This window comes from Thermoanaerobaculia bacterium (genome assembly GCA_018057705.1).
In the GTDB taxonomy this organism is placed as follows: Bacteria; Acidobacteriota; Thermoanaerobaculia; order Multivoradales; family JAGPDF01; genus JAGPDF01.
In genome coordinates, this window is sequence record JAGPDF010000008.1 from 77,559 (window position 1) to 99,413 (window position 21,855).

20 protein-coding genes are annotated in these 21,855 nt (G+C 69.1%); 6 read left to right on the forward strand and 14 right to left on the reverse strand.

Annotation, left to right across the window (positions count from 1 at the left end; genetic code table 11):
- Nucleotides 1–139: 139 nt before the first annotated feature.
- The 4 genes from KBI44_04310 to KBI44_04325 all read right to left on the reverse strand — a co-directional run bounded on the left by KBI44_04310 (nt 140) and on the right by KBI44_04325 (nt 5,558).
- Nucleotides 140–802, reverse strand: coding sequence for a choice-of-anchor J domain-containing protein (locus KBI44_04310; GenBank protein ID MBP9143687.1), 663 nt, complete (start codon nt 800–802; stop codon nt 140–142).
- 146 nt (nt 803–948) lie between these two features.
- Entirely contained in the window at nt 949–2,943 is a 1,995-nt protein-coding gene (locus tag KBI44_04315) for a response regulator (GenBank protein ID MBP9143688.1), read from the reverse strand.
- Between the two features lies 1 nt (nt 2,944).
- Nucleotides 2,945–3,328 carry a response regulator gene (locus KBI44_04320; protein MBP9143689.1) on the reverse strand — a complete coding sequence of 128 codons (384 nt, stop codon included), beginning with the start codon at nt 3,326–3,328 and terminating at the stop codon, nt 2,945–2,947.
- Nucleotides 3,300–5,558, reverse strand: coding sequence for a response regulator (locus KBI44_04325; GenBank protein MBP9143690.1), 2,259 nt, complete (start codon nt 5,556–5,558; stop codon nt 3,300–3,302). Before KBI44_04325 ends, KBI44_04320 begins: the two co-directional genes overlap by 29 nt.
- 114 nt (nt 5,559–5,672) lie before the next feature.
- On the opposite strand from KBI44_04325, the gene KBI44_04330 reads away from it, so the two are divergent.
- The gene (locus tag KBI44_04330; protein ID MBP9143691.1) at nt 5,673–6,203 is read left to right on the forward strand and encodes a DinB family protein; all 531 of its coding nucleotides are present in this window, start codon (nt 5,673–5,675) and stop codon (nt 6,201–6,203) included.
- 49 nt (nt 6,204–6,252) lie between these two features.
- On the opposite strand, the gene purE is transcribed toward KBI44_04330, so the two are convergent.
- The 10 genes from purE to ccoN all read right to left on the reverse strand — a co-directional run bounded on the left by purE (nt 6,253) and on the right by ccoN (nt 15,905).
- Nucleotides 6,253–6,747, reverse strand: a complete 495-nt coding sequence (purE, locus tag KBI44_04335; GenBank protein ID MBP9143692.1) for a 5-(carboxyamino)imidazole ribonucleotide mutase — start codon at nt 6,745–6,747, stop codon at nt 6,253–6,255.
- A 47-nt stretch (nt 6,748–6,794) separates the two neighbouring features.
- Complete coding sequence (locus KBI44_04340) at nt 6,795–8,366, reverse strand: UDP-N-acetylmuramoyl-tripeptide--D-alanyl-D-alanine ligase (protein MBP9143693.1); 1,572 nt, start codon at nt 8,364–8,366, stop codon at nt 6,795–6,797.
- Entirely contained in the window at nt 8,367–9,812 is a 1,446-nt protein-coding gene (locus KBI44_04345; protein ID MBP9143694.1) for an NADP-dependent isocitrate dehydrogenase, read from the reverse strand.
- Nucleotides 9,813–9,978: 166 nt separating this feature from the next.
- Nucleotides 9,979–10,716, reverse strand: coding sequence for a sulfite exporter TauE/SafE family protein (locus tag KBI44_04350; GenBank protein ID MBP9143695.1), 738 nt, complete (start codon nt 10,714–10,716; stop codon nt 9,979–9,981).
- Nucleotides 10,717–10,778: 62 nt separating this feature from the next.
- Nucleotides 10,779–11,291, reverse strand: coding sequence for a FixH family protein (locus KBI44_04355; GenBank protein MBP9143696.1), 513 nt, complete (start codon nt 11,289–11,291; stop codon nt 10,779–10,781).
- On the reverse strand, nt 11,291–12,757 hold the full coding sequence (gene ccoG, locus KBI44_04360; GenBank protein ID MBP9143697.1) for a cytochrome c oxidase accessory protein CcoG: 1,467 nt from the start codon (nt 12,755–12,757) through the stop codon (nt 11,291–11,293). Before ccoG ends, KBI44_04355 begins: the two co-directional genes overlap by 1 nt.
- The gene (gene ccoP / locus KBI44_04365; GenBank protein ID MBP9143698.1) at nt 12,754–13,653 is read right to left on the reverse strand and encodes a cytochrome-c oxidase, cbb3-type subunit III; all 900 of its coding nucleotides are present in this window, start codon (nt 13,651–13,653) and stop codon (nt 12,754–12,756) included. Before ccoP ends, ccoG begins: the two co-directional genes overlap by 4 nt.
- The gene (locus tag KBI44_04370; GenBank protein ID MBP9143699.1) at nt 13,650–13,820 is read right to left on the reverse strand and encodes a cbb3-type cytochrome c oxidase subunit 3; all 171 of its coding nucleotides are present in this window, start codon (nt 13,818–13,820) and stop codon (nt 13,650–13,652) included. The genes ccoP and KBI44_04370 overlap by 4 nt, the downstream gene beginning before the upstream one ends.
- A 2-nt stretch (nt 13,821–13,822) precedes the next feature.
- On the reverse strand, nt 13,823–14,452 hold the full coding sequence (gene ccoO, locus KBI44_04375) for a cytochrome-c oxidase, cbb3-type subunit II (protein ID MBP9143700.1): 630 nt from the start codon (nt 14,450–14,452) through the stop codon (nt 13,823–13,825).
- A gap of 28 nt (nt 14,453–14,480) precedes the next feature.
- Entirely contained in the window at nt 14,481–15,905 is a 1,425-nt protein-coding gene (gene ccoN, locus KBI44_04380) for a cytochrome-c oxidase, cbb3-type subunit I (GenBank protein ID MBP9143701.1), read from the reverse strand.
- A 154-nt stretch (nt 15,906–16,059) separates the two neighbouring features.
- Here ccoN and KBI44_04385 point away from each other — a divergent pair, with 154 nt between their 5' ends.
- From KBI44_04385 to KBI44_04405, 5 genes are all read left to right on the forward strand, one after another.
- Nucleotides 16,060–18,546, forward strand: a complete 2,487-nt coding sequence (locus tag KBI44_04385) for a heavy metal translocating P-type ATPase (GenBank protein ID MBP9143702.1) — start codon at nt 16,060–16,062, stop codon at nt 18,544–18,546.
- Nucleotides 18,546–18,788 carry a cbb3-type cytochrome oxidase assembly protein CcoS gene (ccoS, locus tag KBI44_04390; GenBank protein ID MBP9143703.1) on the forward strand — a complete coding sequence of 81 codons (243 nt, stop codon included), beginning with the start codon at nt 18,546–18,548 and terminating at the stop codon, nt 18,786–18,788. The genes KBI44_04385 and ccoS overlap by 1 nt, the downstream gene beginning before the upstream one ends.
- Nucleotides 18,789–18,983: 195 nt before the next feature.
- Nucleotides 18,984–20,399 carry a hypothetical protein gene (locus KBI44_04395; protein MBP9143704.1) on the forward strand — a complete coding sequence of 472 codons (1,416 nt, stop codon included), beginning with the start codon at nt 18,984–18,986 and terminating at the stop codon, nt 20,397–20,399.
- Entirely contained in the window at nt 20,396–21,325 is a 930-nt protein-coding gene (locus KBI44_04400) for a hypothetical protein (protein MBP9143705.1), read from the forward strand. The genes KBI44_04395 and KBI44_04400 overlap by 4 nt, the downstream gene beginning before the upstream one ends.
- Before the next feature lie 209 nt (nt 21,326–21,534).
- Nucleotides 21,535–21,855 (forward strand): hypothetical protein (locus KBI44_04405; protein ID MBP9143706.1); only part of this gene is annotated, 321 nt, incomplete at its 3' end.

Here is a 21,855-nt window from a genome sequence, read left to right on the forward strand (position 1 = left end):
GCGCCCGCGCCCGGGGGGCGTCGCCCTCGACCACCGCGTCGCGCATCTCGGAGACCGCAGGAGTCGGCGGCATGCCCGGAGGCTAGTCGCGTTTCCCCCCCGTCTCCCACCCCCAAACGGGCAGGAGTCTCGGTGCCCGCTACGGCAGGTTCATCGACCACTCGTCGAGGCCTGCGCCTTCGAAGTCGGCGCCGAAGACCCCGCAGGGTGCGTCGTACGAGATGTCGTCGAGGAGGACCTGCGCGCCGTCGAGGCCGGTATAACGGAAGGCGAGTCGGAAGAGTCCGTTCGGTGTGGCGGAGTCGAGCGAGTAGTTGTTCACCGTCCACATCCAGTTGCCCGGCCAGAGTCCCTCCGCTTCACCCAGCAGGAGGTCGTCGCCATCGGCGACACCCGGCCCCTGCACCAGCCAGACTTCGAGGTCGCAGTTGTCGTAGTTGTCGCGGCACCAGTAGATGCTGCCGGAAGACCAGAAGTCGAGCATTCCGTGGTAGCGGCCCTTGGGGCTCATCAGCCACTCGTCCTGCGCCACGAGGGCGGGATCGTATTCGACGTCGGCGGCATAGGCGCCGCCGTGCGGTGTGGCCGTGGCCGAGACCTTCCATGTGTAGGCGGCGTTCTGCGAGAGGCGGATCCAGCCCGCGGGCGGCACGCTGTTCGACTCGAAGCCCTCGAGGCATTGGACGACGGCGACGACGTCCGTCTCCTCGGACCCGTCTGCGAAGGGGGAAGCGTCCGCGCGGCCCGGGCAGAGGATCCAGCACAGGCCGATGGCGAGGAGGCACTTGGGCGCTGACCGCATAGGGGTACTTTCCGGGGGAGGGCGACGTCGGTCGGGAGGCGCTCCCGGGGGCGTCCACCCCCATGCCTCGCAGGGACACGAGGCAGACGCCTTCCAAGGTAGACCCCGCCTACCCGTTTGGCGCCACCCGAAAAGGTGGCCGCGGGCTAGAGCTCGAGGCGGCGGGGGTCGGCCTGGCCGCGGTCGGCGAGGCGGGTGAGGGCGGCGAAGATCTCGGGGTCCCACTTGCCGGAATCGGTCTCGTGACCGAGGAGCTCGACGGCTTCGGCGACCGAGAGGCTGCGCCGGTAGGCGCGTTCGGAGGTCAGGGCGTCGAGGGCGTCGGCCACGGCCAGCAGGCGGGCCTGATAGGGGATGTCCTCGCCGGCGAGACCGTGCGGATAGCCGCAGCCGTCGAAGCGCTCGTGATGGTAGAGGATGCAGTCGAGGACCGACTGCGCCGTGCGCAGCGGCTTGCAGATCTCCCAACCCACGACCGGATGGGTCATCAGCTTGGCGAACTCCTCGGTCGTCAGCCGGCCCGGCTTGTTGAGCAGGCTCTGCGGAATCGCCACCTTGCCGATGTCGTGCAGGAGCCCGGCGGTGCGCATCCGCTGCACGACGACCGCGTCCTGGCCGAGCTCGCGGGCGAGGCGGGTCGAGAGCTCGCCGACGCGCTGGCTGTGGCCGCGGGTGTAGGGGTCCTTGGCCTCGAGCGCCGCTGACAGAGAGAGCACCACGCTCTCGTGGCGCACCAGGTCCTGGTAGTAGATCTTGAGGCGCAGGAGCGAGCGCACGCGCGCCAGCAGCTCCAGCCGGTTGACCGGCGCGAGCAGGAGCTCGTCGGCACTGCAATCGAGGGCGCGCAGCCGCAGGCCGCGCTCTTCGTAGGCGGTGACCAGCACGATCGGCAGATAGGCCGCGCTCTCGTCGGCCTTGATGATCCGGCAGACCTCCTGGCCGTCGATGTCCGGCATCCGGATGTCGAGGATCATGAGATCGGGCTTGTTGCGCCGGTAGGCGGCGAGCGCCGCCTCGCCGCCACCGGCGGTCTCGACTTCGTAGCCCGCCCCGGTGAGCAGCTCACGATAGAGCTGGCGATTGGTGGAGTTGTCGTCGGCGACCAGAATCCGGCCGCCGGGATCGATCTCGGGGGCCGGCAGCAGGTCCTCGATCGTCGGCAGCGAGTCGGCCGCCTCCAGGCGCTCTCCGGAGCGGATGATCTCCTCGACCAGCGTGGCCTCGAACCGGCCCGCCCGCGCCTCCTGGCGCAGTGCCTCGGCGCGCGCCGAGGCGTCGCCCGGGAAGATCGCGCGCGTCTTGTCGTAGGCGTTCGCCGCCGCGAGGAGCTCGACCTCGGGCGCCAACTCTCCGGCGCGGGCCCCGCTGGGGTAGCCGCTGCCGTCGCGGCGCTCGTGATGCTGGCGGACGAACGGGATCGCCCCGGCGAGCGACTCGATCGGCTGAAGGATGCGCTCACCGAGCGCGGTGTGCAGGCGGTAGAAGTCCTGGTCTTCGGCCGTGCGCTCACGCTCGGGCTTGAGCAGGATCGACTCCGGGACACCGAGCTTGCCGATGTCGTGCAGCAGGGCCCCGAGCGTCAGGTTGTATTGCGCGCGCGGCGCGAGGTTGCGAACCCGGCCGGTGTCGGCGGCGATCGCCGCGACGCGCTGCGAGTGGTTGCGGGTGAACGGGTCCTTCTCCTCGAGCAGGTGGACCATGCTGAAAATCAGCGCCTCGGTCGAGTCGAGCTCGTCACGGAGTCCGCGGATCCTGAGCAGCGAGCGCAACCGCGTCAGCAGCTCGATGCGGTGGAACGGCTTGTTCAGGAAGTCGTCGGCGCCGCTCTCGAAGCCGCGGATCTTGCTCTCGACGTCGGAGAGCGCGGTCAGCATCACGACCGGGATGAAACAGGTCGGGCGCGACGCCTTGATCCGCCGACAGACCTCGAATCCGTCGAGGCGCGGCATCATGATGTCGAGCAGGATCGCCTGCGGCGGATGGGCGGCGACCGAGTCGAGCGCCGCCATGCCGTCGCTCGCGAAGCCGACCTCGAAGCCCTCGTCCGAGAGGATCGCCGCCAGGAGCTCGAGGTTCTCGGGCTGATCGTCGACCGCAAGGATCCGCGGCACTCTTGCGGGCGGTGAGGTCACCGGGCGCACACTATCTCTCCCTGCCGCCGCGCAGGAAGCCGGCGACGGCGTCGAGGAAAAGCCGCGACTCGATCGGCTTGGAGATGTAGCCGTCGCATCCCGCCGCGAGGAAGCGCTCGCGGTCGCCGCGCATCGCATACGCGGTGAGGGCGACCACGGGGACCCCGCGCGAGCGCTCGTCCGCCCGCAGCCGGGCGAGCACCTCGAGACCGGAGCCGGACGGGAGGTTCATGTCGAGCAGCACCAGGGCAGGCGCCGGGCCCTCGAGGTGCGGCGCGAGATCGTCGGCGTCGCGCGCGCGGCGCACGCTGTAGCCGGCCTCGCCGAGCAGGAAGTCGACGAGCTCGAAATTCTGGTCGTTGTCCTCAACTACCCAGATGAGTGGTCCGCTCATGTCTCGCAGTCCGCGCCCTGCGGCGCGCCTCCAGTTCGCGAATCGTCGCGACCATCCTTCGGCGGTCGTCGGGCGCCTTGGAGAGGAACGCGCTCGATAGGCCCGAAAGCTCCCGGCGGTCCTCCGGGCTCATGTCTTTCGAGGTGAAGATGAGAATCGGAATCTGCGCCGTCTCGGGATGACGGGCGAGCTCGGCGGCGGTCTGGAAGCCGTCGATGCCGTCCATGATCAGATCGAGGACGATGACGCTCGGGCGCAGGGAGTGGGCGAGCTCGAGCCCCTCCCGTCCGCCGGTCGCCGCGTGCACCTCGTAGCCGGCCTCCGACAGCTCGACGTCGAGATAGTCGTGCACCTGCGGATCGTCGTCGATGACCAGCACCGCCGAGCGCTCGACTCCGGCATCCAGCTGCGTCAACTCCCGCACCCGCGCCAGGAAGCGCTCGCGATCGAGCGGTTTCTGGAAGTAGTCGTCGGCGCCGAGGGCGAAGCCGAGCTCGTGGTTCTCGATCAGGCTCACGATGATGACCGGTACGCCGGCGGTGCGGGAATTGGACTTGAGCTCTTTCAGCACCTCCCAGCCGTCGCGTCCGGGCAGCACGAGGTCGAGAGAGATCGCCACCGGGTTCTCGGCGAGCGCGAGTTCGACGACCTCGTCGCCGTCGCGGGCCCGCACCACCCGATAGCCTGCCGCCTCGAGGTCGCCTGCCAGGCCGCGAAAGAAGACGTCGTCGTCCTCGGCGACGAGAACCGTGCGGGCGTTCTCGAGAAAGGCCTCGCGCGCCTCCGCGCGGGTGAAGTTGAACGAGATCGGCTCCGCCGAGTCGCGGCGGTTGGTGGCGGCGGAGGCGTCGACCGGCAGGACGACCCGGAAGAGGCTCCCCTGGCCCGGTTCCGACTCGACTTCGACGCGGCCGCCGTGCATCTCCGCGAAGCGTTTGACCAGCGCCAGGCCGAGACCGGTGCCTCCCATGTTGCGTGTACTGCCGCCGTCCACCTGGCGGAACTCTTCGAAGATCAGCTGTTGATCGTCGCTGCGGATGCCGATGCCGCGGTCGAGCACTTCGATGAAGATACCGCGGCCGGCGAGGCCCGACCCGGACGCCGGGACGGAGCGGACGCGGAGGATCACCTCGCCGCCGTCGGGCGAGAACTTGACCGCGTTCGAGAGCAGGTTGTAGAGCACCTGCTTGATGCGCGGCGGGTCGGCGACGATGACCGGCAGGCCGGCCTCGATCTCCATCTGGATGTGGATCCGGCGGCGCGAGGCGATGCCGTGCATGACGCTCTCGACGCCGTGCACGATGTCGTGGATCGAGACCGGCTCGAAGACCAGGTCCATCTTTCCGGCCTCGATCTTGGACAGGTCGAGGATGTCGTTGATCAGGCCCAGGAGATGCCTGCCCGAAGACAGGATGTTGTGCAGGAAGCGGACGAAGCGCGGCTCGATCCGGCCCTCGAGCTTGTCGCCGAGGATCTCGGAGAAGCCGATGATCGAGTTGAGCGGTGTCCGCAGCTCGTGACTCATGTTGGCGAGGAACTGACTCTTGGCGCGATTGGCCTCGAGGATGCGGACGTTCGCCTGAGCGAGCTCGCGGCCGCGGCGGTCGAGCTCGCCGGTGAGACGCTGCAGCTCGGAGAGCCGCGTGCTGTTCTCCTCGTTGAGCGCGGCGATCTGCATGCGGCGCTCGCGCAGGCTCGCGATGCCGTTGACCATGAAGTAGCTGCCGCCAAAGAGCAGCGTGAGCCGACCGCAGGCGAGAGCGAGCTCGTGGTCCAGCCCCTGGATCTTGCCCATGCCGACCAGCAGGAGCAGGTAGGCGGCAGAGCTCGCGGTCATCACCGCGAGCGCGGCGCGGCGCCCGGCGACGAAGGCGGCTGCGGTCGTGTTGGTCAGGAACCAGATGAGCCAGAGCGGCGAGGCGTCGCGGATGAGATAGATCGTCCAGCAGGTGAGGCCGATGTCGCCGGCCATCCAGGCGACGTTGAGCCGGAACTGGGTCTCGGCGCTCTGCGCCCGCCGCTGCAGGAACATGAGGATCGGCACGGAGGCGAGTCCGAGCGTCGCGGCGAGAGCGCCGCCGACCACGTCGAACTGCAGCACACCGGTCGTCCAGGCGACGACGACGACCCCGGCCATCACCAGCATCACGCTCAGGCGGCTCCGCTGCACGGCGAGGTTGAACCTCGTCGCGTTGGCGTCGACCGGAGTCCTCTTTCCCGCACCGGACACTCGATGCACTCTCCTCGCAAAGGGAAGCTGCGTTCATTCTACCTACACAATCGGGCGCCCGAGCGGAGCCGGAACGGCGGTACGATTCCTCGCGACGAAATGGAGGAGGGACCGATGAGCTACGACCTGGGAGCCCGGCCGGAAGCCGGAGAGTACGGCGATTTCCACGCCGGATACATTGCGGCGGTGCCGGAGGGCGACATCCGCGAGACCCTCGCCCGCGAGTCCGCGGCGGCCTGCGCCTTCTATGGCGCGATCTCCGAGGAGCAGGCGAGCCTGGCCTACGCCCCGGGCAAGTGGACGATCCGCGAGGTCCTGGCGCACATCGCCGACGGCGAGCGCGTCTTCGCCTACCGGGCGCTGCGTTTCGGGCGCGGCGATTGCACGGAGTTGCCCGGTTTCGACCAGGATCTCTGGGTGCCGGAGAGTCATGCCGCCACCCGGCCCTGGCGGGAGCTGCAGGAGGATTTCGCCGCGGTCCGGGCGGCTTCGCTCCACCTCTTCCGGTCGTTCGCGCCGGCGGATTGGGAGCGCCGCGGCGAGGCGAGCGGCATCGTGGTTTCGGTGCGCGCGATCGCCTGGATCCTCGCCGGCCACGAGCTGCACCACCGGCGGATCCTCGTCGAGCGCTACGGCGTCGGCTGATCCCCCCGGCCGCCCCCGCTGCTCCGGCGCGCCTGCAGGCGCCTGCCGACTATGGCAGCGTCTGCTTCAGGACCTCCTGCCGCCGGGCCTCGCGCCAGGCGGCGAGGCGGGCCTGGAGGTCCGGATCGGAGAGCGCCAGAATCTCGGCGGCGAAGAGCGCGGCGTTGGCGGCTCCGGCCCTGCCGATGGCGAAGGTCGCCACCGGAATCCCCTTCGGCATCTGGACCATCGCGAGCAGCGCGTCGAGCCCCTGCAGGGCCGACGAGTCGATCGGCACGGCGAGCACCGGCAGCAGGGTCTTCGCGGCCAGCACCCCCGCGAGGTGGGCCGCCCCGCCGGCTCCGGCAATGAGGGCCTTCGTACCGCGCGCCGCGGCGGAGGCCGCGTAGTCGAGCGCTTCGTCCGGTGTGCGGTGCGCCGAAAGCACCCGGGCCTCGCAGGGGATGCCGAGCTCCTGGCAGATCTTCACCGCCTCGGACATCACCTCGTAGTCGTTCTTGCTGCCCATCAGGATGCCGACCAGCGGCCGCTCGCTCCAGCTCATCTCGGACTCTCCGTGGTTGCCTGGGTCTCAGGGGGTCTGGGGTGAATTCACGTCTTGCGGCGCGATCCGGACGGCCGTTCCTTCCTGGCTGCCGGCGCGGTGTTCCCGGCACTTTCCGCCTTCTCCGCGTCCTCCGCCTTCTGGATACCGACCGCCGGCCGTTCGAGGCTTTCGATGAGGCGCTCCATGCGCATGCCGCGCGAGCCCTTGACGAGCAGGAGATCGCCGGCGGCGACGAGCTCCGGCAGCGCCGCGGCCGCGGCCGCGGCGTCCGGGAACGAACGGTTCGGGGTGGCGAGCGGTTTCGCCAGCAGCGCGAGAGCCTTCGCGGTCTCGCTGCCGACGAGGAGCAGCCGGTCGGCGCCGACGCGATCGGCCGCCTCGAGCATCGCGAGGTGCTCGGCCGTGGCGACGTCGCCGAGCTCGAGCATGTCGCCGAGGGCGACGACCAGCCGCGCGCCCCGGCGCTCCGCCACCTCGCGGGCAGCGAGAAGCGCGGCGCGCACCGAGCGCGGATTCGAGTTGTAGCTGTCGTCGAGGATGCGGACGCCTCCGGCCGCCATGGCGCGCAGGCGCCCGGGCACCGCCTCGACCGCGGCGATCGCCGAGGTCATGCGCGACAGCTCCTCGGGCGAGGCGGAGCGGTCGAGGAGAGCCAGTGCGCCGGCGAGCGCCGCCGCGATGTTCATCCCGGCGGTGTCGCCGACCAGATTCGTGGTGATCCGGATCTCGCGCGGCGACCCGCCCAGCGCCGCGAACGAGCGCCCGCGGGCGCGCAGCAGGACGGTCGCGGCGCCGCTCGCGTCGACGGTGCGCCCGGCGACGACGAGGTCGCAGTCGGCGCCCCTGCCGAAAGTGAGCTGCTTGGCGCCGGCCTTCGCCAGCCGGGCCCGCAGCAGCGGGTCGTCGCCGTTGGCGACTGCCACCCGGCGTGCGGCGAGGAGGAGGGCGGCCTCTTCGTCGGCGATCGCCGCGAGCGAACCGAGCTTCTCGGAGTGCTCGAGATCGACGTTCACCACCACGGCGACGGTCGGTCGGGCGATCCGGCCGAGCTCGGCGATCTCGCCCGGAACGCTCGTACCGCACTCGAGCACGATCGCCCGATGCTCCGGCGTGAGAGTGAAGAGGGTCATCGGCACGCCGACCCGGTTGTTCAGGTTCCCGGCCGTCACGAGGGTCTGGCCGAAGAGCGCCCGCACCGCCGCGACGGCGAGCGTCTTGGTCGTGGTCTTGCCGGCGGCGCCGCCGATCGTGAGAACGGGAAGCGGGCGGCTGCGGGTCTCGCGATCGACGAAATGGCGGGCGAGGTCGCCCAACGCCACCAGCGTGTCGGGAACTTCGATGCGGGGTCCGCCCCCTCCTGTCGCTCCGCTGGCTCCGGTACCAGCCGCCACCAGGTTCACGCAGCCCTTCGCCAGGGTCTCGGGCGTGAACCGGTGGCCGTCGTGAATCTCCCCCACGATGGCCACGAAGAGGCCGCCGGCGGGGACGGTGCGGGAATCGGTCGAGACCTCGAGGACCGTCCTCGCGGGTTCGAGCTCGAACAGGGTCCCGCCGGTCGCCGCCGCGATTTCTCCGGCGGTGAAGGTGGCCGAGTTGCGAGGGATGGGTGTTGCCAACTACTCTCCGCCAGCCGAATAGCCGCGTTCGCCGTCGAAAGTGAAGAGGCCCTCGGTCTTGATGAAATCGAGACCCGCCGCGGCGCAACGGCCCAGGAGCGCCGTCACCTGGGCGTGCGTCACGGCGCCCTGCGGCTGGGGGGAGAGGAAACGGCAGCACCAGTGGTCGGTGCAGAAGGTCTCCGGTGATCCCCCGGGCCAGACCTTGGTGCCGCGGTTGGTGATCGCCTTGAGCTCCAACCCGTCGCCGGAGAGCGGCTGCACCGCTTTCGCGAGCGCGTCGGCGCCGGCGCCCGTCCAGTCGAGGAAGAGGTCGACGCCGACCATCGCCTTCGTCGCTCGTTTGCGGCCCGCGGCTCCCTGGCCTGCCTGCGCCGGTGCGTTGATGTAGCGGGCCGGCTTGAGGACGGCGGGCTCCTGCCCGATGCGGGCGATGACCGCCTCGCCGAACTCGCGCGTCCCGACGCGCTCCTTGGAGATTCCCTGGGAATAGATGTCGTAGGTGTGAACGCCGTCCTCGATCGTCCGGAGCCAGGCGTTGTGAACCCGCTCGGCGACCTCGGCCTGTCCGATGTGGACGAGCATCAGGATCGCGCCGTGAAGCAGCCCCGATGGGTTCGCCAGATTCTGTCCGGCGCGCCGCGGCGCCGAACCGTGAATGGCTTCGAACATCGCGACGTGTTCGCCGATGTTCGCCGAGCCGGCGAGCCCGACGGAGCCGGCGATCTGCGCCGCGACGTCGGAGAGAATGTCGCCGTAGAGATTGGGCATGACGATGACGTCGAAGGCGGTCGGGGTGTCGGCGAGCTTTGCGGCTCCGATGTCGACGATCCAGGCCTCCTTCTCGAGCTCGGGGTATTCGGCTCCGATGGCGTCGAAGACCTCGTGGAAGATGCCGTCGGTCATCTTCATGATGTTGTCCTTCATGAAGCAGGTGACCTTCTTGCGCTTGTTGCGGCGCGCGTACTCGAAAGCGTAGCGCACGATCTTCTCCGACCCCGGGCGGCTGATGAGCTTCAGGCACTGGAAGACCTGATCGGTCTGGCGATGCTCGATGCCGGCGTAGGTGTCCTCCTCGTTCTCGCGCACGATGACCACGTCCATGCCGGGGTGCTTGGTGCGGACGAACGGATGCAGCGACATGCAGGGGCGGATGTTGGCGTACTGGCCGAAGGTCTTGCGGACCGTGACGTTCATGCTCTTGAAGCCGCCCCCCTGCGGGGTGGTGATCGGGGCCTTGAGGAAGACGTTGGTCCGGCGCAGCGAGTCCCAGGCCGACGGCTCGATGCCGGCAAGATGGCCGCGCTTGTACACCGCCTCACCGATCTCGATGGTCTCGATCTCGATCTGGGCGCCGGCCGCCTGGATAATGGCCAATGTCGCCTGCATGATCTCGGGGCCGATACCGTCGCCATGGGCTACCGTGATGGGGGTCTTGGAGGTCATTCGGGGGTCCCTCTCTGGATGCGCCGGAGGCCGGCGGTGAACATCAGTCTATCGGACGGCGCCTGACCGTGGTCCCGGGGCCCTTCGGCGGCCCGGATTCCCTGGCTTTCCCGGAAACCACTGCTGGCACCTGCGAACCTGCATCTATCTTTCGATTCCTCCCGGGCTAGGGGAGAGCCGTGACCTGCGGCGGGCAGGTGTCGGCGCCGAAACTCGCCTTCCCGTGCGCCTTGCCGTGTGCCCCGCCGTGCGCTCCGCCCCCTCCAGTGATGGCGGTGAACGCCAGCCAGATTCCCGCCGCGACGTAGATCGCCGCGGCGCTCTTCCGGAGGATCGTCGACCGCGCCAGATCCCGCAGGCGGGAGGCCGCGAAACCGGCGACGAAGAGCGCGGGGAGCGTTCCGGCGCCGAACGAGAACATGACGATCGCGCCGTTTCCGGCGCCGCCGGCGAGACTCGCCATGGCGAGCATCGAGTAGACCAGGCCGCACGGCAGGAAGCCCCAGACCAGGCCGAGCGCCAACGCGTGCCCGGCGCCGCGCGCCTGCAGGAACCGGCGGCCCGCCGGTTCGATCCGCCGCCAGAGGCGCGCCCCCAGCCGTTCGATCGGTTGCAGGAACTGCGGACGGCCGGCGAGAAAGAGACCGAGTCCGATGAGGAAGAGTGCTCCGAGCAGGCGTCCGCCGCGCCGCGCGACCTCCGGTGGCATCAACCCGCCGACCGTCGCGCCGAGCGCGCCGGCCAGGGCGCCGAGCGCCGCGTAGGTGCAGATCCGCCCGGCGTTGTAGGCCAGAAGTCCGCCCAGGCGCCCCGCGAGTCGTCCGCCGCCCTGCCGCACCCCATCGTCGCCGGCGCGGCCTGCGCTGCCCCGCAGCGAGAACGCGCCGACGATACCGCCGCACATTCCTAGGCAGTGCCCGGACGAGAGCAGGCCCGCGACGAAGGCGCTGCCGGCGGCGACCGTGTTCACTGCGCCGGTCCCAGGCTCGCGGTGCGTTCGGTGGGCTGCCGGAGCGCGCCGACGATGCGCCAGTCTTCGGCTTCGATCTGCAGATAGTACTTGCCGGGCGCGAGCGGCGGCAGCGCGGCGCGATAGAGGCCGGCTGCCGTGCGCGCGAGCTCGACCTGGGCATCGGCGCCGCCGTGGGTGGCGTGCAGGAAGGCGAGCTTCAGCACCGCCGGGAGCGCCGCGACGTCCCTCGCCGAGACGGTGACCTCGACCGACGCCGGCGGATCTCCGATACCCGGAGTGAGGCTGGCGACCGCCGCGAGACCTCGCCGCTGGGCGGCGACGTCGCGCTCGATCGTGAGGTTGATCGCCTTGCCGCGGGCGTAGTAGTCGTCGACCACGACGCCGTCGAAGACCCGGAAGGCGACGACCACCGTCGAGAGCCCGGCGACGACCGACGAGGCCGGGAGAGCGATCATCATCCAGACCAGCGGGTTGCGGTACCAGACGTTGCTGCGGGCGGATGGCATCAGTGCTCCTCGCGCTTCCCGCCGGAACGCTCCGGGTCGTCGGCGCCGTCGTCGTCGTCCTCGGAGGGGTCCGGCCGGGGACCGAGAAATCGCGTCGACTCGCGCACGGCGATCTTCGCATCGTCGGCGGCGACCAACTCGAGCTCGATCTCGTTCGATGGCTCGTGCAGGTCGTCCACGGCGACGCGCAGGCGCACCGGCACATCCCGCACCTGCCCGGCAGCGACGTCGAGATCGCCGGCCTCGTAGTCGACCGTGATGCCGGGCAAACCCGAGGCGCGCAGCAGGTAGGTGCGCGGCTGCTCCTCCATGTTGAGCACCTTGAGGCGGTAGACGTTCTCGATCCGGCCGTCGCGCGCTTCGCGGTAGGGGGCGTTGCGGTCGCGCAGGACGTCGAAGGCGACCGGCACGCGGTGCGCCAGCGAGACCGCGAGCGCGGCGATGATTCCCACCATCAGCAACGAGTAGGCGACGACCCGCGGACGCAGGATCTTCGTCTTCAGGTTCTCCATGGCGTTCAAAGTGGTGTAGCGCACCAGGCCGCGGGGCGAACCGACCTTGTCCATGACCTCGTCGCAGGCATCGATGCAGGCGGTGCAGGCGATGCACTGGTACTGCAGACCGTTGCGGATGTCGATGCCGGTCGGACAGGCCTGGACGCACAAGGTGCAGTCGACGCAGTCGCCGAGCGGTTTCTCGGGTTTCTCCGGCGTGCGCGCCGACTCCTTGCCGCGCGCGCCGCGCGGCTCGCCGCGGGCGGGGTCGTAGGAGACGATCAGGGTGTTGCGGTCGAACATCGCGCTCTGGAAGCGCGCGTACGGGCACATGTAGATGCAGACCTGCTCGCGCATCTTGCCGGCGAAGAGCAGGATCGCGACGACGATGAACACGAGGAAGAAGGTCTCCCAGGGGCCCAGGGCGCCGGCGAGGATGCGGCCTCCGAGCTCGCGGATGGGGGTGAACGAGCCGAGCGTCGAGAAGGCGGTGAAGAGGGCGAAAACGAGCCACAGGGACCACTTGATGGCGAGCTTCATGTTGCGCGGCAGCGAGAAGCCGTTCTTGCGCAGGCGGATCTGGCTGGCACGGTCGCCCTCGACCCAGCGCTCGATCCAGACCAGCACCTGCGTGAAGACGGTCTGCGGGCAGGCGTAGCCGCACCAGACGCGGCCGGCGAGCGCGGTGAAGAGGAACAGGGCGAGCGCCGCCACCACCAGCACGGCGGTGAGGTAGATCAGATCCTGCGGCCAGAAGACCAGGCCGAAGAAATAGAACTTGCGCGCCGGCAGGTCGTGAAGAAAGGCCGGCCGGCCTCCCCATTGCAGCCAGGGGAGGCCGTAGAGCAGACCCAGGGTGAGAAAGAGGGCCGCGATGCGCAGCCGCGAGAAGCGGCCGTGCACGATGCGCGGATGAACCTTCTGATGAACCGAGAAGAAGGAGTTGCTGCCGATTTTGCTGCCCGTGGTCATGACCCCTTCTGAAGGCCGTAGACGTAGGCCGTGAGCAGGCGGACCTTGGCCGCGCCGAGGAACTCTCCGTGCGGCGGCATCATGCCCTGTCGGCCACCCGAGATCGTCCGGGTGATCGCCTGCTCCGAGCCGCCGTACTGCCAGATGTCGTTGGTGAGGTCGGGGGCGCCGACCGCAGGGTTGCCCTTGCCGGAGATCCGGTGGCAGGAGAAGCAGAGCATCTCGAACTTCTGCTGGCCGGCGGCGACGAGCTCGGGCTTGGTGGCGCGGCCGGTGAAGTTGAGCACGAATTGCACGAGCTCGGCCACACCCTCCTTGCCTACCGCCGGCTCCCAGGCTGCCATGTTGCCTTGCCGTCCGCCGGTAATGGTGGTCTCGATCGCTTCCGGCGTCCCGCCCCACTTCCACTCCTCGTCCCGCAGATTCGGATAGCCCGGCGCGCCACCGGCGTCGGAACCGTGGCAGGCGGTGCAATAGTTGAGGAAGAGGCGCTTGCCGATCTTCCGGGCTTCCGGATCCTGAGCGAGCGTAAGGACGTCCATCGACTCGTAGCGGGCGTAGATCGGGCCGTACGTAGCGTCGGCCGAAGCCACCTCCGCGCGGTACTGGTCCTCCTGCGACCAACTCTTCGTACCCGTCCAGAAGCCGAGGCCGGGGAAGAGCACGAGATAGACCGCTGCGAAGGCGATCGTGCCGTGGAAGAGCCAGCGCCACCAGCCGGGAAGCGGGTTGTTGAGCTCGCGCAGGTCCTCGTCCCAGACGTGACCGGTGGTCTCCGCCTCGTCCGGCCGGCGGCCGCGGGTGACCGCGACGAGGAAGACGAAGCAGGCGATCAGGCTCAGGATCGAGGCGATACCGATGAACCAGGGCCAGAAGTTGCTGGTGAAGTCGCTCATTTCGTGTTCCTCGCTGGCTCACCTGCCGGAAGATCCTCTTCGAACGGGATGCGCTCGGCCTCGGCGAACTCCGCCTGGGCGCGCCGGCTCCAGGCCCAGACCACGATGCCGACGAAACCGGCCGCGGCGGCCAGGGTGAAGATGTTCTGCATCAGGATGGGGTTCATGCTCACCTCCGGGCCTTCACGGCGGTGCCCAGATTCTGCAGGTAGGAGATGAGCGCATCGAGCTCGGTCTTGCCTTCGAGGTCTGCCGGAGCGGCTTCGATCTGCTCGTCGGTATAGGGCGAGCCGAGTTTGCGCAGGGTGCGCATCTTCGCCTGGATTACGCCTGGGTCGGAGCCGGACGCGGGCGCCTGGGCGAGCCAGGGGAAGCCGGGCATGATCGATTCCGGCACCAGGTCGCGGGGGTTGATGAGGTGCTGGTGGTGCCATTCGTTCGAGTAGCGGCCGCCGACCCGGGCGAGGTCGGGACCGACGCGGCGCGAGCCGAACAGGAACGGCCGGTCATAGACGAACTCGCCGGCCACCGAATAGTGCCCGTAGCGCTCGGTTTCGGCGCGGAACGGCCGGACGAGCTGTGAGTGGCAGACGCCGCAGCCTTCGCGGATGTAGATGTCGCGGCCGGTCAAGTCGAGCGCCGAATAGGGCGCGAGGCCTTCGACCGGCACGGTGGTCGACTTCATGTACCAGAGCGGAACGATCTGGACGAGGCCGCCGACGCTGATCGCGAGCAGGATGCCGATGATCAGCAGGGCGACGTTCTTTTCGATCTTCTCGTGCGGATAGGGCTGGGTCATGGCGCTCTCCGATAACCTCAGTTGGGGCTCAGTGGGCCAAACCCGGGATGGGCATTTCGACCGTGCGGGCGCCACGCGTCGTCCGCACGAGGTTGTAGACCATGATCAGCATCCCTGTGAAATAGAGGACTCCGCCGAGGAAGCGCACCAGGTAGTAGGGGTGCATCGCCTGTACGGTCTCGACGAAGTTGTAGGTCAGGTTGCCTTCGCCGTCCACCGCCCGCCACATGAGACCCTGCATGACGCCGCCGGCCCACATCGAGGTGATGTAGAGGACGATGCCGACGGTGGCGATCCAGAAATGGAGCTCGGCGAGCTTGTTGCTGTAGAGCTCCCTGCCGAAGAGCTTCGGGATCAGGAAGTAGAGCGCCCCGATCGACACGAAGCCGACCCAGCCCAGGGCGCCTGAGTGGACGTGCCCGACCGTCCAGTCGGTGAAGTGCGAGAGCGCGTTCACCGTCTTGATCGACATCATCGGTCCTTCGAAGGTCGACATGCCGTAGAACGACAGCGAGACGATCAGGAACTTGAGGATCGGATCGGTGCGCAGCCGGCTCCAGGCGCCCGAGAGGGTCATCATGCCGTTGATCATGCCGCCCCAGGAGGGGGCGAGCAGCACCAGCGAGAAGACCATGCCGAGCGACTGCGCCCAGTCGGGGAGCGCCGAGTACAGGAGGTGATGGGGGCCGGCCCAGATGTAGGTGAAGATCAGCGCCCAGAAGTGCACCACCGAGAGGCGGTAGGAGTAGATGGGTTTCCCGACCTGCTTGGGGATGAAGTAATACATGATGCCGAGGAAGCCGGCGGTGAGGAAGAAGCCGACCGCATTGTGGCCGTACCACCACTGGATCATGGCGTCCTGGACGCCGGCGTAGGCCGAGTAGGACTTGAGCCAACCCACCGGCAGCGCCAGGCTGTTGACGATGTGCAGCATCGCCACCGCCAGGATGAACGACATGAAGAACCAGTTGGCGACGTAGATGTGTTTCACCCGCCGCTTGGCGATGGTGCCGATGAAGACGACGGCGTAGGCCACCCAGACGACGGCGATCAGGATGTCGATCGGCCACTCGAGCTCGGCGTACTCCTTGCTCGTCGTGATCCCGAGCGGCAGCGAGACTGCCGCGGCGACGATCACCAGTTGCCAGCCCCAGAAGGTGAAGGCGGCGAGCTTCTCGCCGAAGAGGCGCACCTGGCATGTGCGCTGCACGACGTAGTAAGAGGTCGCGAACAGCGCGCAGCCGCCGAAGGCGAAGATCACCGCGTTGGTGTGCAGCGGGCGGAGGCGCCCGAAGCTGATCCACTGCAGGTCGAAGTTGAGCGCCGGCCAGACGAGCTCGGCGGCGATCCAGAGGCCGACCAGCATGCCGACCACCCCCCAGACCACCGACATGACGGCGAACTGGCGCACGACTTTGGTGTTGTAAGTCTCTTCCTCGGCAATTTGAGCCATCTGAGCCATTCCCTCTCCCTTGACCCGCGATCGGACCGGCATCTCTTGGCGGAAACTCTAGCGAGGACTCGGCGGCCGGCGGCTACCCCTACGGGTGGTCACCCGAAGGTGCAGGGCGGGGGGCGGCCTGTTGCAAGGCGGTAGCATTCGTGGCGTGTCGACCTGCTTCCACTGTGGCCTGCCCCAGCCCGCTGGCGCGACCTGGAGCTTCGTGCTCGACGGGGAGGCGCGGCCGCTCTGCTGTGCCGGCTGCGAGGCCGTGGCGCGTGCCATCGTGGCGAGCGGCGGGGGCGACTACTACCGCCTGCGCACGGAGCTCCCGCCCCAGGGGCGCGAGCTCGTGCCGGACTTTCTCGGCCAGTTGGCGGTCTACGACCACCCGGCCGTCCAGCGCACGATGGTGCGCGACTCGGGCGACCTCAAGGAGGCGGCGCTCCTGCTCGAGGACCTCTCCTGCGCCGCCTGCGTCTGGCTCGCCGAGAGGAGCGTCGGCGGGCTCGCCGGCGTGCGCGAGTTCTCGATCAACTACGCCACCCGCCGCGCCCTGGTGCGCTGGGATCCGGCGACGGCGAGCCTGTCGCGCGTCCTCCAGGCGATCGCCGCGATCGGTTTCACCGCCCACCCGTACGACCGCGAGCGCGCCCAGGAGGTGCTGGCGCGCGAACGCCGCGACCGCCTGCTGCGCTTCCTGGTCGCCGGGGCGCTCGGCATGCAGGTGATGACCCTCGCGGTGGCGCTCTATGCCGGCGCTTTCTCCGGCATGGAGGAGCCGTTCCGCAAGTTCTTCCGCTGGACGAGCCTGCTGCTCACCGCGCCGGTGCTGCTCTACTCGGCGCGGCCGTTCTTCGCCGGGGCGTTTAAGGACCTGAGCCACGCCCGCGTCGGCATGGACGTGCCGGTCGCGCTCGGACTGACGCTCGCCTATTTCGGCAGCGTCTGGGCGACGCTCGCCGACCGCGGTGAGGTCTACTTCGACTCGGTCGTCATGTTCGTCTTCCTGCTGCTCGGGGCCCGCGTGCTCGAGCTCGTGGCGCGCGAGCGCGCCGTGCGCGAGCAGGAGTCGGTGGTGCGCAGCGTCCCGGCAACTGCGCGCCGGCTGGCTCCCGAGGCCGCGGGTGGTGGCGAGACGATCGTCGCCACGGTCGAGCTCGCGGTGGGGGACCGTGTGCGGATTCTCCCCGGCGAGAGCGTGCCGGCCGACGGCGTCATCGAGGACGGACTGTCGTCGCTCGACGAGGCGCTGCTCACTGGCGAGAGCGTGCCGGTGGCGCGCGCGGCAGGGGAGCGCGTCATCGGCGGCGCGGTCAACGTCGAAAGCCCGCTCGTCGTTCGGGTCACGGCGGTCGGCGAGGGGACGGTGCTTCAGGCGCTGCTGGGGCTCGTCGAGCAGGCGCTCGCCGCGAAGCCCGAGATCTCGCGCGTCGCCGACCGCACCGCGCAGTGGTTCGTGCGCCGCATCCTGGTGCTCGCAGCGGGCGTCGGCCTCTACTGGGCCTGGGCCGACCCGGAACGGGTCCTGCCGACCGTCATCGCGGTGCTCGTCGTCTCCTGCCCGTGCGCGCTCTCGCTGGCGACCCCGGTGGCGCTCGCCGCGGCGAGCGGGGCGCTGGCGCGACGCGGGCTTCTCGCGACCCGTGGTCACGCCATCGAGACCCTCGGCCGCGCCGACCTCTTCGTCTTCGACAAGACCGGCACGCTGACCACGGGAAAGCTCCGGGTGGATGAGGTCGTGCCGCAGGCGCCGTGGAGCGCCGCCGAGATTCTCGGGATCGCCGCGGCGCTCGAGCGCGGCTCCGAGCATCCGATCGCCGGCGCGATCGCGAGCGCGAGTGCAGTGGCGAACGGCGGCGTGATCGCCACCTCTCTCGTCGCCCTCCGTGATCTCCGCGATCTCCGAAATGTCCCCGGCCGCGGGTTGACGGCGACTGTGGAAGGGGAGCGCGTCGCGCTCGGCTCGCCGGGCTTCGTCGCCGACCAGCTGGGTCTCGCCTTGCCGCCGGAGATCGCCGCGCTCGCCGCCCGCGAACGGACGATGGTGGTCCTCGCCGGCGAGTCGGGGGTGCGCGGCGCGATCCTGCTCGACGACTCGCTGCGACCCGAGAGCCCCGCGCTGGTCGCCGAGCTGCGCCGCGCGGGCAAGCGCGTGCTGCTCCTTTCGGGCGACGAACCCGGAGCGGTGCGCCGGATCGCCGCCGCCGCCGGCATCGACGAGTGGGAAGGGGGCGCCTCCCCCGAGCGCAAGGTGGAGCGGGTGCGCGAGCTCACGGCCTCCGGTGCGGTGGTCGCGATGGTCGGCGACGGCGTCAACGACGCCGCGGCGCTCGCCGCGGCTCCGGTCTCGGTGGCGATGGGGAGCGGCGCCTTCCTTGCGGCGGCGACCGCCGACGCCGTGCTGCTGTCGAACCGGCCGCAGGATCTGGGCTTCGCGGTCCGCCACGCGGCGCTCGCGATCCGCCGGGTGAAGCAGAACTTCGCCCTCGCCTTCGGTTACAACCTGATCGTCATCCCGCTCGCCGCCATGGGCCGCATTCCACCCTGGGCGGCCGCCATCGGCATGTCGGCGAGCTCGGCAATGGTGGTCCTGAACGCCCTGCGTCTGCGCTCGACGGCCGACGACGCCGGTTCCCGGAGGGCCGCCTGATGGAGTCCGTCTTCCTGCTCGTCCCCCTCGCCGCCGTGCTCGCCATGGGCACAGTCGCTGCGCTCTTCTGGGCGGTGCGCTCCGGCCAGTTCGAAGACCTCGAAGGCCCCGCCCACCGCATCCTGATGGACGACGACCCTCCGCCGCCACCCGACCAGCCCGAACAGGGGCACGACCCAGGGACACACAAACGGGACACACAAAAAGGACACACAAATAGCGTGTCCATCCCGCCGCCGTGACCTTTTTGTGTGTCCCATTTGTGTGTCCCCGAGCATTTAGCATTTCGCGATCCACCCCTGACGAAAGTTAGGGGTGGGGTGCGACTTTCTGCATGGTCCGGGGGCCGGGCCGGTTGCTAGGGTGCGACGATGCTCCTGTTCCGTTCGCCCTGTCCGGCTGTCTCATCCTGCGGCCCCTTCCCGAAAGGATCTCCCATGCGCCATCGCATCGCCCTCCTGCTCGCCCTGGCCCTGATCGTGACGCCCACGCTGGCTCGCGCGGTGGATCACAACGTCAGCGTCGGTCCCGGCAATGTTTTCTCACCGCAAACGGTCAACATCAACGCCGGCGACCGCGTCATCTGGACCCGCCTGGGCGGCACCCACAACGTCAACTCCGACACCGGTCTCTTCGGCAATGCGCTCAGCAGCTCCTGGAGCACCCACACCGTGACTTTCGGAGGTACCGGCACGTTCGGCTACCACTGCGAGGCGCACGGCAATCCGGGCGTCAACATGTTCGGCACGGTCATCGTGACCGGCGGCGGTGGCGGCGGTGCCGGCTCGCTGCAGTTCAGCACCGGCAGCACCTCGGTGGGCGAGAACGCCGGCACGAAGACGTTTACCGTCACCCGCACCGGCGGCGACAACGGCCCGGTCTCGGTGGACTACGAGACCGTGAACGGCAGCGCGACGTTCCCCGGCGATTACATCCAGTCCAACGACCGGCTCGAGTGGGCCGACAACGACGACAACCCCAAGACCTTCACCGTGCCGATCGTCAACGACAGCGTCGAGGAGCCCAACCAGTCGTTCTCCGTTCAGCTCGTGAACCCGCTCGGCGGCGCAACCATCGGCACCAACAACGACATCGTCGTGACGATCAACGACGACGACGAGCCCTCGGGCAGCCCGGGCACGATCCGCTTCACCAGCGCCACCGCGGGCGTGAGCGAGAGCCAGCCGAACGTCACCCTGACCGCCGAGCGGGTCAGCGGCTCGACCGGCCCCGTCTCGGTTCTGCTGTCGACCGCCAACGGCACGGCGAGCGCCGGCTCCGACTATCAGGCGGTTTCGAACGCCGTCCTCTCGTGGGGCAACGGCGACAGCAGCAACAAGACGCTCCAGGTGCCGATCGTCGGCGACTCGAACGAAGAGTCGAACGAGACCTTTACCGCGACCCTCTCGGCGCCCACCGGCGGCGCGACGATCGGGAGTCCGGCGACCACGACCGTGACCATCAACGACGACGACGTCACCTGCAGCCCGTGCGTCGCTGACGCCACGACCCTCTGCCTCGCCGGCGGCTCGGGCGATCCCAATCGCTTCCGGGTGCGGGTCAACTGGGAGAACTTCCAAGGCGGCACCGGAGCGGGCTTCGCAGTCCCCTTCACCCCCGATTCGGGCTTCTTCTACTTCTTCAGCCCGAACAACCTGGAGCTTCTGGTGAAGATGGTCCGCGGCTGCGGCACGGCGTTGAACGCCTACTGGTTCTTCTACGCCGCGGCGAGCAACGTCGGGCTCGAGTACGAGGTGCTCGACACGACGGCCTGCGTGACGAAGACCTACTCGAATCCGGTCGGCAACTTCGCCTCGTTCGGCGACATCAACGCCCTCGCGACCTGTCCGTGAGCGGCGAGCCCACGAGTCTTCGTGCCGGCGGCCCACTTCTGGCCGCCGGCCTCGTTCTCCTGATCTTCGCGGGTGCTCCGGCGCTGGCGCTCCCAGGATTCACCGAAGAGCTCGACGCCACGCGCACCGAGGCCTGGGCCATGCGCTGGTTCGCCGCGGTCGCGACGCCGACGATGTTCGGCGTCGCCGGCGAGACCGAGCCGTGGAGTTTCGACCTCGCCCTCGAGGGTGGCTCGATTCCCTCGCTCTCCGAGGACGAGCGCCGCGTCGGCTTCAACGGCACCAAGGTGGAAGACCTGAATCGCGCTCCACTGTTCGGCCGCCCGGTCGTCCGTCTCGGCCTGCCGGGCGACTTCACGCTCTCCGCCGGCTGGGTGCCGCCGATCGACTTCGACGGCGTCACTCCCAATCTGCTCTCGCTCGCTCTCGCCCGGCCGCTCTGGACGGGGGAGCGCGGGCGACTGGGGGCGCAAGCTTTCTACCTCGACGGCAAGATCGAAGGCGACATCACCTGTCCGCAGACGGAAGTCGACGCCGGCGACGACCCGGTCGGAAACCCCTTCGGCTGCGAAGAGGCCTCGGCCGACACGATGTCGATCACCTCGTGGGGCATCGAGCTCGGCTACGCCTGGCAGGCGACCCCGAAGGTGGAGCTTTTCGTCACCGGCCTCTGGCAGCAGCTCGACAGCGAGTTCCAGGTGCGGGCTCTCTATTCGGACTTCGAGGACCGCAACAAACTCGTCTACGACGGCGACGACCTCGCCTGGACGGCAGGCCTCGGCTGGCAGGCGACCGAGAAGCTCCGCCTCGCCGGCGAGCTCTTCTATTCCGCCCTGGACGTCGTCCGCGACCCGACCGGCCAGGGCCCGAGCGAGAACGACCCGCTGTTCAACTTTCGTCTGATGGGGACTTACAAGCTCCGCTGAGGCGGGACGGTGCGGGGACACACAAACGGGACACACAAAAAGGACGCACAAATGGCGGGTCCGTCCCTCCTCTGAGTCCTTTTTGTGTGTCCCGTTTGTGTGTCCCCGAAGTGCATCTGGTATTTTCCGCAGGCCTCGGCCGGGCAACCTTCATGCGGGCTGGGCGTAGTTAGACCTCGAACCGATCCTTCCGTCAGGAGATCCGCCCGATGACGCTTTGCGCCCGCCTGTCGTTCCTCGTTCTTTGCCTCGTTGCACTCTTCTGTCTGCCGGCGCCCGCGCCCGCCGATGACGGTCACGCCCATGGACCGGCGATCTCCTCGGCCAACCTTCATCCGAGCCAGGTCGCCGCTGAGGCGCCCCCTGCGGCCGACGACACGAAAGACGTGGTCGACGCGATGAAGGAGAAGGAGGCCGACGCCAAGGCGGACGACAAGCCGAAGTGGGACGTCAACAATCCGCCCGGGCCGCATCACGACGTCGCGATCGACGTCGACGAGGGGACCTGGATGACGGTCGACATCTCGCCC